Origin of the sequence: Microvirga mediterraneensis, from assembly GCF_013520865.1 — a bacterium.
GTDB classification, from domain to species: domain Bacteria; phylum Pseudomonadota; class Alphaproteobacteria; order Rhizobiales; family Beijerinckiaceae; genus Microvirga; species Microvirga mediterraneensis.
Genome location: NZ_JACDXJ010000001.1, coordinates 3,722,128 through 3,738,112 on the forward strand (window position 1 = coordinate 3,722,128; position 15,985 = coordinate 3,738,112).

Annotated in this window: 15 protein-coding genes and 1 tRNA gene; 13 read left to right on the forward strand and 3 right to left on the reverse strand. The window is 65.1% G+C overall.

Annotated elements, in window-relative coordinates; translation table 11 throughout:
* Window positions 1-12 precede the first annotated feature (12 nt).
* A complete protein-coding gene (hutC, locus tag H0S73_RS17715) occupies window positions 13-717 on the reverse strand; it encodes a histidine utilization transcriptional repressor HutC (RefSeq protein ID WP_246389038.1) in 705 nt (234 codons plus the stop codon).
* A gap of 17 nt (window positions 718-734) precedes the next feature.
* A complete protein-coding gene (locus H0S73_RS17720) occupies window positions 735-2,093 on the reverse strand; it encodes a formimidoylglutamate deiminase (protein WP_181053380.1) in 1,359 nt (452 codons plus the stop codon).
* 150 nt (window positions 2,094-2,243) lie between these two features.
* On the opposite strand from H0S73_RS17720, the gene hutI reads away from it, so the two are divergent.
* The 11 genes from hutI (at window position 2,244) to H0S73_RS17775 (ending at window position 13,035) form a co-directional block, all read left to right on the forward strand.
* Window positions 2,244-3,446, forward strand: a complete 1,203-nt coding sequence (gene hutI, locus H0S73_RS17725; protein ID WP_181053381.1) for an imidazolonepropionase — start codon at window positions 2,244-2,246, stop codon at window positions 3,444-3,446.
* Complete coding sequence (gene hutH / locus H0S73_RS17730) at window positions 3,443-4,993, forward strand: histidine ammonia-lyase (RefSeq protein WP_343058401.1); 1,551 nt, start codon at window positions 3,443-3,445, stop codon at window positions 4,991-4,993. Before hutI ends, hutH begins: the two co-directional genes overlap by 4 nt.
* Window positions 4,990-5,820 carry an N-formylglutamate deformylase gene (gene hutG / locus H0S73_RS17735; RefSeq protein WP_181053382.1) on the forward strand — a complete coding sequence of 277 codons (831 nt, stop codon included), beginning with the start codon at window positions 4,990-4,992 and terminating at the stop codon, window positions 5,818-5,820. The genes hutH and hutG overlap by 4 nt, the downstream gene beginning before the upstream one ends.
* Window positions 5,821-5,836: 16 nt before the next feature.
* Window positions 5,837-7,501, forward strand: coding sequence for a urocanate hydratase (gene hutU / locus H0S73_RS17740; protein ID WP_181053383.1), 1,665 nt, complete (start codon window positions 5,837-5,839; stop codon window positions 7,499-7,501).
* Complete coding sequence (locus tag H0S73_RS17745) at window positions 7,501-8,079, forward strand: HutD/Ves family protein (RefSeq protein ID WP_181053384.1); 579 nt, start codon at window positions 7,501-7,503, stop codon at window positions 8,077-8,079. Before hutU ends, H0S73_RS17745 begins: the two co-directional genes overlap by 1 nt.
* Window positions 8,080-8,261: 182 nt before the next feature.
* Window positions 8,262-9,203 (forward strand): ABC transporter substrate-binding protein, encoded by a 942-nt coding sequence (locus tag H0S73_RS17750; RefSeq protein ID WP_181053385.1) that lies wholly within the window; start codon window positions 8,262-8,264, stop codon window positions 9,201-9,203.
* 103 nt (window positions 9,204-9,306) lie between these two features.
* Window positions 9,307-10,083: an ABC transporter permease gene (locus tag H0S73_RS17755; protein WP_181053386.1), complete on the forward strand. Its 777-nt coding sequence runs from the start codon at window positions 9,307-9,309 to the stop codon at window positions 10,081-10,083.
* Window positions 10,080-10,871 carry an ABC transporter ATP-binding protein gene (locus H0S73_RS17760; protein ID WP_181053387.1) on the forward strand — a complete coding sequence of 264 codons (792 nt, stop codon included), beginning with the start codon at window positions 10,080-10,082 and terminating at the stop codon, window positions 10,869-10,871. Before H0S73_RS17755 ends, H0S73_RS17760 begins: the two co-directional genes overlap by 4 nt.
* Before the next feature lie 232 nt (window positions 10,872-11,103).
* The gene (locus tag H0S73_RS26150; RefSeq protein WP_181053388.1) at window positions 11,104-12,228 is read left to right on the forward strand and encodes a hypothetical protein; all 1,125 of its coding nucleotides are present in this window, start codon (window positions 11,104-11,106) and stop codon (window positions 12,226-12,228) included.
* Window positions 12,229-12,476: 248 nt separating this feature from the next.
* On the forward strand, window positions 12,477-12,698 hold the full coding sequence (locus tag H0S73_RS17770; protein WP_181053389.1) for a hypothetical protein: 222 nt from the start codon (window positions 12,477-12,479) through the stop codon (window positions 12,696-12,698).
* A 163-nt stretch (window positions 12,699-12,861) separates the two neighbouring features.
* The gene (locus tag H0S73_RS17775) at window positions 12,862-13,035 is read left to right on the forward strand and encodes a hypothetical protein (RefSeq protein WP_181053390.1); all 174 of its coding nucleotides are present in this window, start codon (window positions 12,862-12,864) and stop codon (window positions 13,033-13,035) included.
* A gap of 95 nt (window positions 13,036-13,130) precedes the next feature.
* On the opposite strand, the gene H0S73_RS17780 is transcribed toward H0S73_RS17775, so the two are convergent.
* Window positions 13,131-13,207 (reverse strand) — tRNA-Phe (locus H0S73_RS17780).
* A gap of 174 nt (window positions 13,208-13,381) precedes the next feature.
* On the opposite strand from H0S73_RS17780, the gene H0S73_RS17785 reads away from it, so the two are divergent.
* Both H0S73_RS17785 and H0S73_RS17790 read left to right on the forward strand, forming a co-directional pair.
* The gene (locus H0S73_RS17785) at window positions 13,382-14,674 is read left to right on the forward strand and encodes an integrase arm-type DNA-binding domain-containing protein (RefSeq protein WP_181053391.1); all 1,293 of its coding nucleotides are present in this window, start codon (window positions 13,382-13,384) and stop codon (window positions 14,672-14,674) included.
* Entirely contained in the window at window positions 14,671-15,900 is a 1,230-nt protein-coding gene (locus H0S73_RS17790; protein WP_181053392.1) for a hypothetical protein, read from the forward strand. The genes H0S73_RS17785 and H0S73_RS17790 overlap by 4 nt, the downstream gene beginning before the upstream one ends.
* Window positions 15,901-15,985: the final 85 nt, after the last annotated feature.

The window sequence follows — 15,985 nt, forward strand, 5'->3', positions numbered from 1 at the left end:
GAACAAACCCCCTCACGCCACCGGCGAGAAGCGGCCCACGAGCTGGTGCCGGTCGCCCGGATAGGTGATGCGCGCTTCGGTCACGAAGGCGCCTGCCTGCCAGGTCCGCCGCTCCAGCACGAGACAGGCCGTTCCCGACTGGATGCGCAGCCGCTTCGCCATGGTGGCATCTGCGTTGACGGCGCGCACGATGTGCTCCGCGTCGGTCCACGGCACGCGCCGCAGGAGCCATGTGCCCGGCGGATCGTCCTTGAACGGCTCCTCTCCGGCCTCCGGCACCGTGGCGAGGTTGATCAGGCGCTGCTCGAAGGCCTGGGGCACGTCGTCCATGACGTGAAGCGTCGAAAGGCAGAGCATCTTCGTGCCCACAGGCAGGCCGATCCGTTGCGCGGCGGCCGCGTCGATCGGTTCGACGGCGCGATGCAGGATCTTGAAATGATAGTCCACGCCTGCGCGGACCGCCTCGAGGGCGAAATCCTGGATCTGCAGCACGGCCTGCTGGTTGCTCGGCTCGGCCACCACTGTCCCCGCACGGCGGCGTCGCGTGATCAGGCCGTTCGCCGCGAGCGTGGACAGCACCTTGTTTACCGTCATGCGCGAGCAGCCGTATTCGGTCATCAGCTCGTGCTCGAAGGGAATGCGGTGGCCCGGAGGCCACTCGCCCGACATGATCTTGGCCTCGATATCGTCGCGGATGCGCTGATGCAGATGTTTCATGCCGGACGACATTTCTTTCAGGACAGGATGCGCGCCATGGCGCGCGAATAGCGGGCGCGGATCGCCTCGCGGTTGACATGCCGGCCATTCCTTACCACGGCCTCGCCCGCCACAAATACCGTATCGATGACGGCCTTGCCCGCGACGAACACGTAAGAATCGACCCACCGGTCGCCCGAGACGGCGGCGAGGTCCGGATGCGCGGCATCGAGCACCACGAGATCGGCGCGATGCCCGGCTGCGATGGCCCCGATGCGGCGGCCGAGCGCCTGCGCGCCGCCCGCTAGCGCCCTGTCATACAGGCTGCGTCCCGTCGATTGGCCCTCGTGCTCGGCCAGGACGTTGCGGGCGCGATGCTTGAGACGCTGGCTGTACTCGAATTGCTTGAGTTCCGCGGGCGCGGAAATCTCGATGTTGGAATCGGACCCCACGCCGAAGCGGCCGCCCCGTGAGAGGTAATCGGCCCCCTCGAAGATCCCGTCGCCGAGATTGGCCTCCGTGATCGGGCAGAGACCCGCCACCGCGTGGCTCGACGCGATGCCTTCGACCTCTTGCGCATCGAGATGGGTCGCATGGATCAGACACCAGCGGCGATCCACGGGCGCATGATCGAGCAGCCAGGCGACCGGACGCTGACCGGACCAGGCAAGGCAATCCTCGACCTCCTTCACCTGCTCGGCGATATGGATGTGGACCGGCGCCTCGCCTGCCGGTGCAATCACCTCGCGAAGGCTTTCGGGCGTGACGGCGCGCAGGCTGTGCGGCGCGATCCCCACGACCGCATCGTCCAAACCGACCACGGCCTTTCGCGCCCCGTCGAGAAGACGCGCATAGCTCTCGACATCGTTGACGAAGCGCCGCTGCCCTTCCGTAGGCGCTGCGCCGCCGAAGCCGCCCTGCGCGTAGAAGACCGGCAGGAGCGTCAGACCCATGCCGGTTTCACGGGCGGCAGCCGCGATCCGACCGGAGAGTTCCGCGATGTCAGCGTAAGGGCGGCCATCGGCATCGTGATGGAGGTAGTGGAACTCGGCGAGCGCCGTGAAGCCGCCTTCCAGCATCTCCATCATGGCGAAGGCCGCGATGGCCTCCACGTCGTCGGGCGTCAGCGAGCCGAGGAAGCGGTACATCACCTGCCGCCAGGTCCAGAAGCTGTCGCCGACCGGACCGCGGGTTTCGGCCAGTCCCGCCATGCCGCGCTGGAAGGTGTGGCTGTGCAGGTTCGGCAAGCCGGGAAGCGCGATCCCAGCGACGCGCTCGCGCCCCTCGGAGGCGGAGTTCGGGTGGACGGCGGCGATCGTCCCGCCCTCGATGTCGATCCCGACATGCTCCGCCCAGCCGTCCGGCAGGAGGGCGTGATCGAGAATGAGCCTGCGCATGCTGACACCTTCATCGTTGCTGGCCCGGGACGAAAGCCGCCAAAAAGCCATGCCGGCGCCGGACCATCGAAACCTGTCGAATACGTCTAGACAATACCGATCTTTCGCGATTATGTATAGACATTATCGCAACCTATCCGGAGCAGGAACATGCGCTTCGATCGGGTCTGGTTCAACGCTCGCCTTGCAACGCTCAGGGGCGACGGTCTCGGGATCGTCGAGAGCGGAGCCGTCGCCTCCAAGGATGGCCGGATTGCCTTCGTGGGACCGGAAAAGGATCTCCCGAACGGCTGGGACGCGGCCGAGCGAATCGACTGCCAAAACCGCTGGATCACTCCTGGCCTCGTGGATTGCCACACTCATCTCGTCTATGGCGGCGACCGGGCGCATGAATTCGAGCTGCGGCTCAACGGCGCCAGCTACGAGGAGATCGCCCGCGCGGGCGGCGGCATCGTGTCCACCGTGAAGGCGACGCGCGCGGCGAGCGCGGACGAGCTCGTGGCGAGCGCCCTGCCCCGCCTCGACCATCTGATTGCCGAGGGCTGCACCACTGTCGAGATCAAGTCCGGCTACGGCCTCGATCTGGAGACCGAGGCCCGGTCATTAAGGGCGGCGCGCCGCCTCGCCGGGGAACGCCCCGTCTCCGTCGTCACCACGTTCCTCGGCGCCCATGCCCTGCCGCCGGAGGCGAACGGCGACAAGGACGCCTTCATCGACACGATCTGCCGCGAGATGCTGCCGGCTCTCGCCCGCGAAGGATTGGCCGATGCGGTCGATGCCTTCTGCGAGGGCATCGCCTTCTCGCCCGAACAGACTGCCCGCGTGTTCGACGCCGCCAGGGCGCATGGCCTGAGGGTCAAGCTCCACGCCGACCAGCTCTCCAACCTGCACGGCGCGAAGCTCGCCGCCGATCACGGCGCGCTCTCCGCCGACCATCTGGAATACACGGACGAGGAAGGCGCCGCCGCGATGGCGAAGGCCGGCACGGTCGCCGTGCTCCTGCCGGGCGCCTTCTACATGCTGCGCGAGACGAAGCTGCCGCCGGTCGCCGCCTTCCGCCAGCACGGCACGCATATGGCGCTGGCGACCGACTGCAATCCCGGCACCTCGCCGCTCACATCGCTCCTGCTCACCATGAACATGGGCGCGACCCTGTTCCGCATGACCGTCGAGGAATGCATCGCGGGCGTCACGCGCGAGGCCGCGCGTGCGCTGGGCCGCCTCGACGAGATCGGCACTCTGGAGATCGGCAAGTCGTGCGATCTCGCGATCTGGACCATCGAGCGCCCGGCGGAGCTCGTCTACCGCATCGGCTTCAACCCGCTTCACGCCCGCATCTGGAGGGGACAGTGACCAAAAACGTATTGCTTCATCCCGGCTCCGTCGCGCTCGCCGACTGGCAACGCGTCTATTTCGGAGCGCAGGTGACGCTCGATCAGGATTGCCGCTCCGCCATCGAGGCGGGCGCCAGGACCATCGACGCCATCGTGGCCAAGGGCGAGCCGGTCTACGGCATCAATACCGGCTTCGGAAAGCTCGCGAGCGTGCGCATCGGCGCGGGCGACCTCGCGACGCTCCAGCGCAACATCGTGCTCTCGCATGCGGCCGGCGTCGGCGATCCGCTGCCGGTTGCGGTGGTGCGGCTCGTCATGGCGCTCAAGCTCGCGAGCCTTGCCCAAGGCGCGTCGGGCGTGCGCTGGTCCACCATCGAGCACCTGACGGCCTGCCTGAAGGCGGACCTCGTCCCCGTCATTCCGGGACAGGGGTCCGTCGGCGCATCGGGCGATCTCGCGCCCCTCGCCCACATGACGGCGGCCCTCATGGGCGTCGGGGAGTTCTTCGTCGACGGACACCGCGTGCCAGCGGAAGCGGCGCTCGCGCAGGCGGGCCTCGCACCGCTCTCGCTCGGCCCGAAGGAAGGACTCGCGCTTCTCAACGGCACGCAGGTTTCGACGGCGCTCGCCCTGGCGGGACTGTTCGAGGCAGAGCGCGTGTTCCAGGCAGCCCTCGTCACGGGCGCGCTCGCCACCGACGCCGCCAAGGGGTCGGACGGCCCCTTCGACGAGCGCATCCAGAAGCTGCGGCGCCATCGCGGTCAGATCGAGGTGGCCGCTACCTTGCGCGCCCTGATGCAGGGCAGCGCCATCCGCGCCTCGCACCTCACCAACGACGACCGCGTGCAGGACCCCTATTGCCTGCGCTGCCAGCCGCAGGTCATGGGCGCGGTGCTCGACCTGCTGCGCCAGGCAGGCGAGACGCTCGGCACCGAAGCGAACGGCGTATCCGACAACCCCCTCGTCTTCTCGGAAACCGGAGAAGTCATCTCCGGCGGCAACTTCCACGCGGAGCCTGTCGCCTTCGCGGCCGACATGATCGCCATGGCCCTGTGCGAGATCGGCTCGCTCGCCGAGCGGCGCATCGCCATGCTGGTCGATCCGGGCCTGTCGGGCCTCCCCGCCTTCCTCACGCCGAAGCCGGGGCTCAATTCCGGCTTCATGATCCCGCAGGTCACGGCGGCCGCCCTCGTGTCCGAGAACAAGCAGCGCGCCTATCCGGCGAGCGTGGATTCGATCCCGACCTCCGCCAACCAGGAGGACCACGTGTCCATGGCGACCCATGGCGCAAGACGGCTCCTGCCCATGGCGGCGAACGCCGCCAACGTGATCGGCATCGAACTTTTGGCCGCTGTCCAGGGCTGCGATTTCCATGTTCCCATGAAGTCCAGCGAGCGCCTGGAGCGCGCCCGTGCGCTGCTGCGTGGAAGCGTCCCGCATCTCGACGACGACCGGCACATGGCGCCCGACATGGAACGGGCCACGGCCCTCGTCGCGTCCGGCGCCCTAGCGGATGCCGCCGGCGCGGACGTTCTGCCCGTCGTGACGAGCGAGATTCGGGCATGAGCACGCATCCGGACTGGCTCACGGTTTCCCGAGGCGACGCGCCGCTCGTCGTGAGCCTGCCGCATACGGGCACGGCGATTCCGGACGCGTATGCGCGCGGCCTCGTCTCGCCCTGGCTCGCGCGCAAGGACGCGGATTGGTGGATCGAGCGGCTCTACGACTTCGCCGCCGGACTCGGCGCCACCGTGATCCGCACCGCGATCTCGCGCACGGTGATCGACGTGAACCGCGACCCGTCCGGCGTCTCGCTCTATCCCGGACAGGCGACCACGGAACTGTGCCCGACGACGACCTTCGACGGCGAGCCGCTCTACGAGCCGGGAACGGAGCCGACGGCGGACGAGATCGCCGAGCGCCGCGCCCGCTTCTTCGAGCCCTATCATGCCGCCCTTCGCGCCGAGATCGAGCGCCTGCGGGCGCGGCATGACACCGTCGTGGTCTACGACTGCCACTCGATCCGCTCGGTGATCCCGCGCCTGTTCGACGGCGCCCTGCCCCATTTCAACATCGGCACCAATGGCGGCGCCTCCTGCGCGCCGTCCCTGAGCGCTGCCATCGAGAACCTCTGCGCGCAGAGCGGCTTGAGCCATGTGATGAACGGCCGTTTCAAGGGCGGCTACATCACGCGCAGCCTCGGCAGCCCCGACGAGGGTGTTCACGCCGTCCAGATGGAACTCGCCTGCCGCGGCTACATGCATGAGCCGCTCGGCCCCGTCTCGGAGCGTGAATGGCCCAGCGCCTACGACGAGAGCTATGCCGCGCCCATGCGCGCGACGCTGACCCGCATTCTTCAGACCTGTCTCGCCTTTGCCCCATCCAAAGCCTGATCCGAGGATCCATCCCATGACCCGCATCGACAACGCCCGCGTGATCCGCGCCGCCCACGGCACCGACCTGTCGGCCAAGAGCTGGCTGACCGAAGCGCCCCTGCGCATGCTGATGAACAACCTCGATCCCGACGTCGCCGAAAGGCCGGGCGAACTCGTCGTCTATGGCGGCATCGGCCGCGCGGCGCGCGACTGGGACAGCTTCGACCGCATCGTCGCCGCGCTGAAGAACCTCGAAGCCGACGAGACGCTCCTCGTGCAGTCCGGCAAGCCGGTCGGCGTGTTCCGCACCCATGCGGATGCCCCGCGCGTGCTGATCGCCAATTCCAACCTCGTGCCGCACTGGGCCACCTGGGACAAGTTCCATGAGCTCGACCGCAAGGGGCTCATGATGTACGGCCAGATGACGGCCGGCTCCTGGATCTATATCGGCACGCAGGGCATCGTGCAGGGCACCTACGAGACCTTCGTGGAAGTGGGCCGCCAGCACTATAACGGCGATCTCTCCGGCCGCTGGATCCTCACCGGCGGGCTCGGCGGCATGGGCGGCGCGCAGCCGCTCGCCGCCACCATGGCGGGCGCCTCCTGCCTCGCCGTCGAATGTCAGCCGAGCCGCATCGAGATGCGCCTGCGCACCGGCTATCTCGACCGCCGCGCCGACACGCTGGATGAGGCTCTCGCCATCATCGAGCAATCCTGCCGCGATAAAAAGCCTGTCTCGGTTGGTCTTCTCGGCAACGCCGCCGAGATCTTCCCGGAGATCTACCGGCGCGGTATCCGTCCGGATGCGGTGACGGACCAGACTTCGGCACACGACCCGATCAACGGCTACCTGCCGAAGGGCTGGACCCTGGCCGAGTGGGAAGCCAAGCGCGAGATCGATCCCAAGGCCGTGGAGCACGCCGCCAAGCAATCCATGGCCGAGCACGTGCGCGCCATGCTGGATTTCTACAAGGCGGGCGTCCCGACCCTGGATTACGGCAACAACATCCGCCAGATGGCGAAGGAAGAAGGCGTCGACAATGCCTTCGACTTCCCGGGCTTCGTCCCGGCTTACATCCGCCCGCTCTTCTGCCGCGGCATCGGGCCGTTCCGCTGGGCCGCGCTGTCGGGAGATCCTGAGGACATCTACAAGACCGACGCGAAGGTGAAGGAGCTGCTGCCGGACAACAAGCACCTGCACAACTGGCTCGACATGGCGAAGGAGCGCATCAAGTTCCAGGGCCTGCCCGCCCGCATCTGCTGGGTCGGCCTCGGCGACCGCCACCGCCTCGGCCTCGCCTTCAACGAGATGGTTGCCAAGGGCGAGCTGAAGGCCCCCATCGTGATCGGTCGCGACCACCTCGATTCCGGCTCGGTCGCAAGCCCGAACCGGGAGACGGAGGCCATGAAGGATGGCTCGGATGCGGTGTCCGACTGGCCGCTCCTCAACGCCCTGCTCAATTGCGCGTCCGGCGCCACCTGGGTGTCGCTGCACCACGGCGGCGGCGTCGGCATGGGCTTCTCGCAGCATTCCGGCATGGTGATCGTCTGCGACGGCACACCGGAAGCCGCCAAGCGCATCGAGCGCGTGCTCTGGAACGATCCGGCGACCGGCGTCATGCGCCATGCGGATGCGGGCTACGACATCGCCATCGACTGCGCTCGCGAGCACAACCTCAACCTCCCGAGCCTGCGTTGATGCGGGCGCGCGTCGTCCGCAACCACGATCTCGTCCGGGTCCCCTGGAAGAACGGCGGCGGCACCACGGCTGAGGTCGCCGCCTTTCCGGAGGGCTCGACCTTCGAGACCTTCGGCTGGCGCATCAGCATGGCCGATGTGGCCTCGGACGGTCCGTTCTCGCTGTTCCCGGGGATCGACCGGACATTGATCGTAGTGGAAGGCGACGGCATCGAACTCGACGTGGAGGGCATCGCCTATCTGCTGGACGAGGCCTCGCCCAAGCTCTCGTTCTCCGGCGACGACATCACCACCGGGCGCCTTCTCTCGGGGCCGATCCGCGACCTCAACGTGATGACGCGGCGCGGACAGTTCCGGCACCGGACGCGTTTCGTCGAGTCCGGCGTGGCGCTGCTGGCGGAGGAGACCGCCGTCGCGTTTCTCGTCCCGCTCGATGGACTCTTCGACGTGACGCTCGATTCGACGATCCATTCGCTTCAAGCCCTCGACACACTGATGCTGGACGCCACGCAGGACCTCATCCTGCTCTCCGGCTCCGGTCGGGCAATCCTCATCGAGATCACGCCGGATCCAATCTGAGCGCGCAACTTTTAGCGCGCATTGCCCAAAACAGCGGCAGGTTGAAATGTCTATACATTTGACATTGCCGCTCCGTCATGGTGCCATTCGCCCGCTCGCAAGGAAGCGCCGGCGGAGAAGCAAGAACTTCAGGGAAACAGCCGGCGGAACGAGCCAGGGAATTGGACAGGACGGAGGCAGCAATGAAAGCGGTATTGGGTGGTTTGGCCGTGTTGGCGCTGGCGGCGGCGTCCGCCTCGGCGCAGGAGACGAAGGTGGCCATCGGCATCTCGGGCTGGACGGGCTTCGCGCCCCTGACGCTCGCGAAGGAGGCCGGCATCTTCAAGAAGAACGGCCTCGACGTCACGATCAAGAAAGTCCCGCAGGCGAGCCGCCACCTCGCCATCCAGTCCGGCGATATCCAATGCGCGGCAACGACCGTCGAGACATGGATCGTGTGGAATGCCAACGGGGTCCCCACCAAGCAGATCTTCCAGCTCGACAAGAGCTACGGCGCTGACGGCATGGTCGTGAAGAACGACATCGCGTCGATCAAGGATATCAAGGGCAAGCAGGTCGCGGCTTCCGCGCCCGGCACGTCGCCCTATTTCGCGCTCTCCTGGATGCTCAAGAAGAACGGCCTCTCCGTGAAGGACGTCACCGTCGTCAACATGGAGCCGGGCCCTGCCGCCCAGGCCTTTATCGCCGGGCAGAACGACGCGGCCATGACTTATGAGCCGTATCTCTCTTCCGTGCGCGCCGCGCCGCAATCGGGCAAGATCATCGCCACCACGCTCGACTACCCGATGGTGATGGACACCTTCGGCTGCACGCCGAAATTCCTCGCCGACAACCCGAAGGCCGCCAAGGCCTTTGCCGACAGCTATTTCGAAGCTCTCGACATGATCGCCAAGGATCAGGCGAAGGCCTACGACATCATGGGCGCAGACGTGAAGCAGACCGGCGAGGCCTTCGGCAAGTCGGCCCAGTTCCTGCGCTGGCAGGACCGCGCGGCGAACAAGAAGTTCTTCGAGAGCGAGTTCAAGACCTTCTCGGCAGAAGCCGCCGACCTGCTGCTCGAAACCGGCATCATCAAGCAGAAGCCGGACATGGACGCGCTGGCGGATACCAGCTTCATCCAGTAAGGCCGTTGCCGAGGCCCTGGCCCGTGGAAGCGGGCCAGGGCCTCGGCCTTTTCCTCAGGCACACATCCGGCACTGAACGTCCGGATGGCAGAACAGATTCTTCATGCCCCGTCCTCTTGAACCCGTCAGCCAAGGCACGCGCGTCGCGCTCGGCATTTCCTTCTTCGTCCTTTTCTTCGCGGCCTGGGCCTTCGCAACGCTCGGCGGCTTCGTCTCGCGCACGTTCCTGGCCGATCCGATCACCATGGTGCAGGACGGCTGGCTGCTGCTCACGCGGTTCGGCTTCCTGAACGATATCGGCGTCACGGTCTGGCGCGTCGTCGGCGGCTTCGTGCTTGCCGCCCTCGTCGCGGTGCCGCTCGGCATCATGATGGGCGCGTATAAATCCTTCGAGGCGTTCCTCGAGCCCTTCGTGTCCTTCGCCCGCTACCTTCCGGCCTCCGCCTTCGTGCCGCTCCTCATCCTCTGGGCGGGCATCGGCGAGATGCAGAAGCTCCTGGTGATCTTCATTGGCTCCGTCTTCCAGATCATCCTGATGGTGGCCGTGGCCGTGGGCAACACGCGCCGCGACCTCGTCGAGGCCGCCTATACGCTGGGCTCGAAGGATCGGGGCGTGGTCAGGCGCGTGCTGATCCCCGCCAATGCGCCGGAGATCGCCGAGATCCTGCGACTCGTGCTCGGCTGGGCGTGGACCTACGTGATCGTTGCGGAGCTCATCGGCTCCTCCTCCGGCATCGGCCACATGATCATCGACAGCCAGGCGCTTCTCGCGACGGGACAGATGATCTTCGGCATCATCGTCATCGGCGTGATCGGCCTCATCTCTGACTTCCTGTTCAAGGCGCTCAACCGCTCGCTCTTCCCCTGGAGGCTCGCATGACCGGCACGATCCTCCAGATCGAGAACGTCTCACGCGTCTTTCCGGGCGTGCGCGGCGGCGCGCCCGTGCGGGCGCTGGAGCCCACGAGCCTGCAGGTGGCGCAGAACGATTTCATCACCATCCTCGGGCCCTCGGGCTGCGGAAAATCCACGCTCCTGCGCATCGTGGCGGGCCTCGACCGCCCGAGCGGCGGGCGCGTGATGCTCAACGGCCGCGAGATCAAGGGCCCCGGCGCGGACCGGGGCATGGTGTTCCAGTCCTACACGCTGTTTCCCTGGCTCACGATCGCCGAGAACATCGCCTACGGGCTGCGCGAGAAGGGCATGCCGAAGGCGGAGCGGCAGGAGATCGTCGCGTCCTATACCGAGAAGGTGGGTCTGCGCGGATTCGAGAACCATTATCCGAAGCAGCTTTCGGGCGGCATGCAGCAGCGCACGGCCATCGCCCGCGCGCTCGCCAACGATCCCGACATCCTGCTCCTCGACGAACCCTTCGGCGCCCTCGACAACCAGACCCGCGGCCTGATGCAGGAATTGCTGCTCGGCATCTGGGAACGGGAGCGCAAGACCGTTCTTTTCGTGACGCACGACATCGAGGAAGCGATCTTCCTCGCCTCCCGCGTCATCGTCATGTCGGCCCGCCCCGGTCGGATCAAGGCCGACATCCCTGTCGACCTGCCGCATCCCCGTCATTACAGGATGAAGACCACACCAGAGTTCTCGAGCCTGAAGGCCCAACTGACAGAGGAAATCCGCGTCGAGGCGATGCAGGCGGAAGGGGTGCATTGAGGCGGCGAGGCAGGGCCCGGGAAGCAGGATCGAACGATCCGACCCAACCCTTGTAAGCGGAATGCCGGGCCGTCGCATCGCAAGCGGCCCGTTCGCATCCTCTTGCCCGGCGAGGCGGGCTATAAAGGCTCGCTCCGCGCAAGTGAGGTGGTATTTGCGGTACTCTTCCGGGTGAATTGACGCTTCGGGCCCCTTCAGGCGACGCTTTGCTTCTCCGAAGTGGGAAGCCACGATGCTCACACGCCTGTTAGCCGGATCCATCCTGATCGCCAGCGGCATGCCTGCCATGGCGGATATCCTCATCGATCAAGCCATGATCACCGCCGGCGAGCTGCGCGTCATCGGACGGCTGAGCAAGCCACGCCAGGTATCGATCTTCCTCGACGAGCGCTTCGAGACCAAGGCGGATGCGAACGGCCGGTTCACCTTCAGGCTCCCCTATCATCCCGCCACCTGCATCGTGAACCTCCAGGCGGAGAGCGAGGAGCGGCAGGCGGTTGTCGGGTTCTGCGGTCAGCGCGGGCCGGAAGCACCGGGCGCGGCACAGCAGGAAGCGGCTGCGGCCCCAGCGCAGCCCGGACCGGCCGGCCCGCCCGGGCCGCAGGGGGAGCCCGGTCGCGACGGATCGCCGGGCCCGCAGGGACCCGAAGGCCCTCCCGGTCCACAGGGAGCCGCCGGCTCGCCCGGCCCGCGCGGAGAGACTGGCCCAGCCGGTCCGATGGGACCGCAGGGACCCGCCGGGCCTCCAGGACCGCCTGGGACTGCGGAAGCACAAGCAAGCCCGGGAGGGCAGCCCGGACCAGCCGGACCGATAGGGCCCGAGGGCCCAGCGGGGCCGCCCGGGCCACAGGGTCCTCAAGGCCTGGCCGGCCATCAGGGCCCGCAGGGTCCTCAAGGAACGCCGGGGCCGCGGGGTGAGCCTGGACCCGTCGGACCACCGGGGCCCATGGGAGCCATGGGTCCTGCCGGCCCCATCGGCGCCGTGGGGCCCGCCGGCCCTCCGGGTCCGCAGGGTATCGCCGGAGAGATCGGCCCCATCGGCCCTCCGGGTCCTGTCGGGCCGATCGGCCCGGCAGGCCTGACAGGTCCGGTCGGACCTCCCGGTCCCGCCGGCCCGGAAGGAAAGGTCGGGCCTGAAGGGAAGCCCGGTCTCGCCGGCACGATCCTGAGGGTCTTCGTGCAGGAATGCGCCGCACAGGGTCGATGCATGGCGCGCTGCAACGAGGACGAGTATCCCGTCAACGGCACATGCAGCCGGGGCGATCGTTTCGACATGGATGAGACAGGTGTCTACTGCTTCTCCACGAGCGACGGCTCGAATGCCATGATCGCCCGAGCGATCTGCGCGAGGAAGTGAAGGAGAGCGGACGGCCCGATCGTTCGTAGCGCATGGCCAACGCGGCCCCATGGGCACTTTCCATTAAGCCTGGGCGGCGGGTTGAGAAACGCCGTTGGAAAGTTTCCTAGAATGCCTCTTGGCCGAAAGCGGTAGCGCATCCAATGATTACAGCAACTTATGCTCCATCATCGGGAGTACCCCTAAAGAGACAGGGAACGAATACCTCCCTTGTTACCTATCTGGTTAATAGGTGCAGGGAGACTTGCATGACGCCGAACCAGGTCGAGCTTGTCGCGCAGGCGTTTTACGCCTCTGAGCATTCAGACGATTGGGACGATGCTCCCGAGGTCGTGCAGGAGGAATTCAGGGATCTGGCGCGTGTAGCGATCTCCCTCTTGCACCAGCAGACCTCCCGCCTTCCGCCCTCTCTCACGGTGGCGAAGGAGGCTGGGGACGGTCGCAGAATTGAAATCTCCGGACGATGCTAGAGACACCCGCGTGTGACGATCTGTTCGGAAGGAACGTGGCCTTCTCGATCAGTGTTTCCTTGCCAAGGCCGGCGGCGCCCTCTACTCAACCCCGCACGATGACGTGCTACGATCATCGCGTGCAGCCGCGCCGTGAATCGATAGACACCGCGAAGAAAGAGCGATGACCCAGGACCTGACGAAAACCCACCTCGATTGGCGCCAGCTGCCGCTGATCATCGTTACCGGACTGGTTATCGGGGCGCTTTTCGGCCAGGTCGGAGCAGCACTTGCGCAGTATGAGTACAGCAAACTCGATAACCTGAAGCTGCACAGGGCTGCGAAGAGGGCCGGATAAAAGCAAAGGCACGCGGCCTCGCGCGCACTCGAACCAACGCAAGCGGCACCGCAGTTCGCGAGCTTTCAAACCATTGAGACTTCAAGGGAAGGAAGTGGTGCCCAGGGGCGGAATCGAACCACCGACACTGCGATTTTCAGTCGTGTAATTATGGATTTCCGGGGATTTCGGCGAATTTTGGTGGAAAACCCAAACAACTGATATAACATGCGTTTTCGTCTTCGGGTGTACACCTACGTCCATCACCAGCCGGGGCACTTTGTGCCCCCGGCGTGCCCCCAGATCGCTGGGGGCACAGGCTGGACCTCCTGGGGGCAACAGGATCTGCCCTCTGGAAAGTTCAGTCGTGAAGAAAGCACTTACCGACATTCTCGTACGGTCGATCCCGGCCCCTGCTTCCGGACGGGTCGAGATCTCGGATCTGCGCTGCACCGGGCTCGAGCTAAGGGTCTCAGCCAAGGACGCGAGATCGTGGTCTTTCCGGTTCCGGGATCCCCAAACCGGCAGGGTCTCAAGAGCGACACTTGGCAGTTATCCTGACGTCACCCTCTCCCAGGCCCGGACAGCGGCCGATGACATGCGCCGGACAGTCGCCGCCGGTCGGAACCCAGTGGAAGAAAAGCGCAGGGCCCGGCTGGAAGCGACAACCAACACCTTTCAGGCTCTATCTGACCGCTACATCAAGGAGCGCGCCCGCCGGTTCAAGCGGAGCGCCGATGCTGACGAGCGGAACCTCCGGCTCCACATTCTACCGAAGTGGAAGGACCGGCCTTATGCCTCGATCGAACGGAGGGATATCATCGCCCTGTGCGAGGGGATGGTCCAGCACGGCAAGGCAACCCAAGCGAACCGGATTCAGGCTCTCATAAGCTCGATCTTCTCGTTTGCCATCGATGCCGACCTTGTGCGAGCGAACCCCTGCCATCGGCTTCGAAAGAGAGGGGTTGAGACGGTCGCGACGCGGGTCTTGAGCGATGCCGAGGTCAAGCTCTTCTGGAACGGCGTCACTCTCCCACCCGTATCTCGCCGGGTCGGCTTGGCCCTGAGGCTATTGCTGCTGACGGGCGCCCGGGCCGGCGAGGTTGCCGGGGCCCTGCGGTCGGAGTTCGAGAGTCTGGACGATCCGGCCAGAGCCGGATGGGTTATCCCTGCTGATCGGTCCAAGAATGGACGGGCACATTTTGTACCCCTTTCGCCCTTAGCGGTGGGTACCATTAACGACGCCTTAACCCTGGTAGGCAAAGACGAAGCATACCTTTTCCCGTCTCCGTCGGTCGATGAAGTGCCCATCACTGCGCACGCGCTTGCCGTCGCCATGGCGCGTTTCGGCAGAGAGCTCAAGGAAATGGAAGATGATGCAGCAGTTTGTACTTGGCAGGCCGAACCGCCCTCCCCGCACGATCTACGGCGGACCATAGCCACTCGGCTCGCGAGCCTTGGCATCCCTGGCGAAGACGTGTCCGCTGTACTAAACCACATCCGGCGCGATGTGACTGGGCGCCATTATGACACTTACGACAGGGCCCGGGAAAAGCGGATCGCGCTCGAGCTTTGGGCTCGAACTGTTGAGCAAATCGTCGCCGAAAAAGCCAACACATCGACGGTGGTCATTATGAAACCGAAGAGGGCCGCGCGATGACACGGTCATTTCATGCCCCTGAACTTCACGTGGTTGATGACCAGGAGACTTCCGCACGGCCAGGCTTCGTCCTCCGAAAACTAGTCGGTGAGCAGTTGCCGGATCGGCTCACGGGAGGTGATCTTGTCTGGATCGACACGACCCGAAAGACGCCGGAGTGGGGTTGTTGGATTGCTGTTCGGGTTGATGGTCGTGAAATGCTTGGGCGTTTCGAGACCGGCCTCAGACGACCGAAGGATGGCCCTCTGGAGGTCTGGTTGGGCGCCCTAGATGACGGTGAAGAGCCCCGCCAGCGTTTCAAAGCGACACCTGATTTTTTGGAGCAACACGCTATTGGCCACCTCGCTGGATACTTTAAGCCCGATGGGCTCCATGCGCATGCTCAGCACCAGTGGACGGACGAAGACGAGGCCGCCGTGCTCAAGCGGATCAAGGAGGAAGAAGACGCCTGGCTCGAAGAAGAGAGACAGGCTGACGAGGCAGCTATTAAAGCGAAATATCGCACCCGTCCGATAGCAGGACGATATGCGCCCATAGAGTTTACAGCTCCAGACCTCAGCAGAGATCAATTGCATGCGCCGGAGGGCTCATGCAACCTAGATGCCATTACCCGCAAACTCCTCAACCAAGGCCGGATCTGCAACATGCATCTCGCGGAAAATCCATTTGCTTGTGTGCGTAGCTATGTGCTGTCATTCGCCAACACAGCCCTGGAAATTACCCGACTCCGCAGCGAGATATGGCCTGCGCAACGCCGTACTGCCGAACTCATTGCAACACGCGTTGACGAGATGCTCCAGGGTATGAGCGATTTTCTTGAGCACGTCAGATACGAAGACACAGGCTATTTCATCTCGCAGGAAGAACTGGATAGCGATCCCTCTGAGGAGAAAGAGGGCGCGACCGCCGTGGCAGAAAGTCGACTAGGTGATGCAAGGGAAGCCGTGCAGCTTGCCATATGCAAGCTGCAGGCATTTCGGAAGCCTTTCAGAGACGAGCAACCCGGACACAACGGCCGTAAGGATGTGCTGGTGCATGAATTCCTGCGTGGGATGGCTATCGCTTGGTACCTTCTTACCAGTGAGACCGCCGGTAAAACGGGAAACGGCCTGTTCGTCGGATTTTGCGTTTCAGGCTGGAAACTGGCGGGGTGGCCTTATGATAGTGATGCAGACCTCAGGTCTCGTTTCGCGAAGCGGATCGAACGCGGAGTGCACTTGAGATAGATACCCCCAATTAAAGCGCTCTTCGAAACCCTATGAATGGGGGCTCTTCTTGAGGCTCCCTCAAATTTCCTCGCAACTGGGGTTA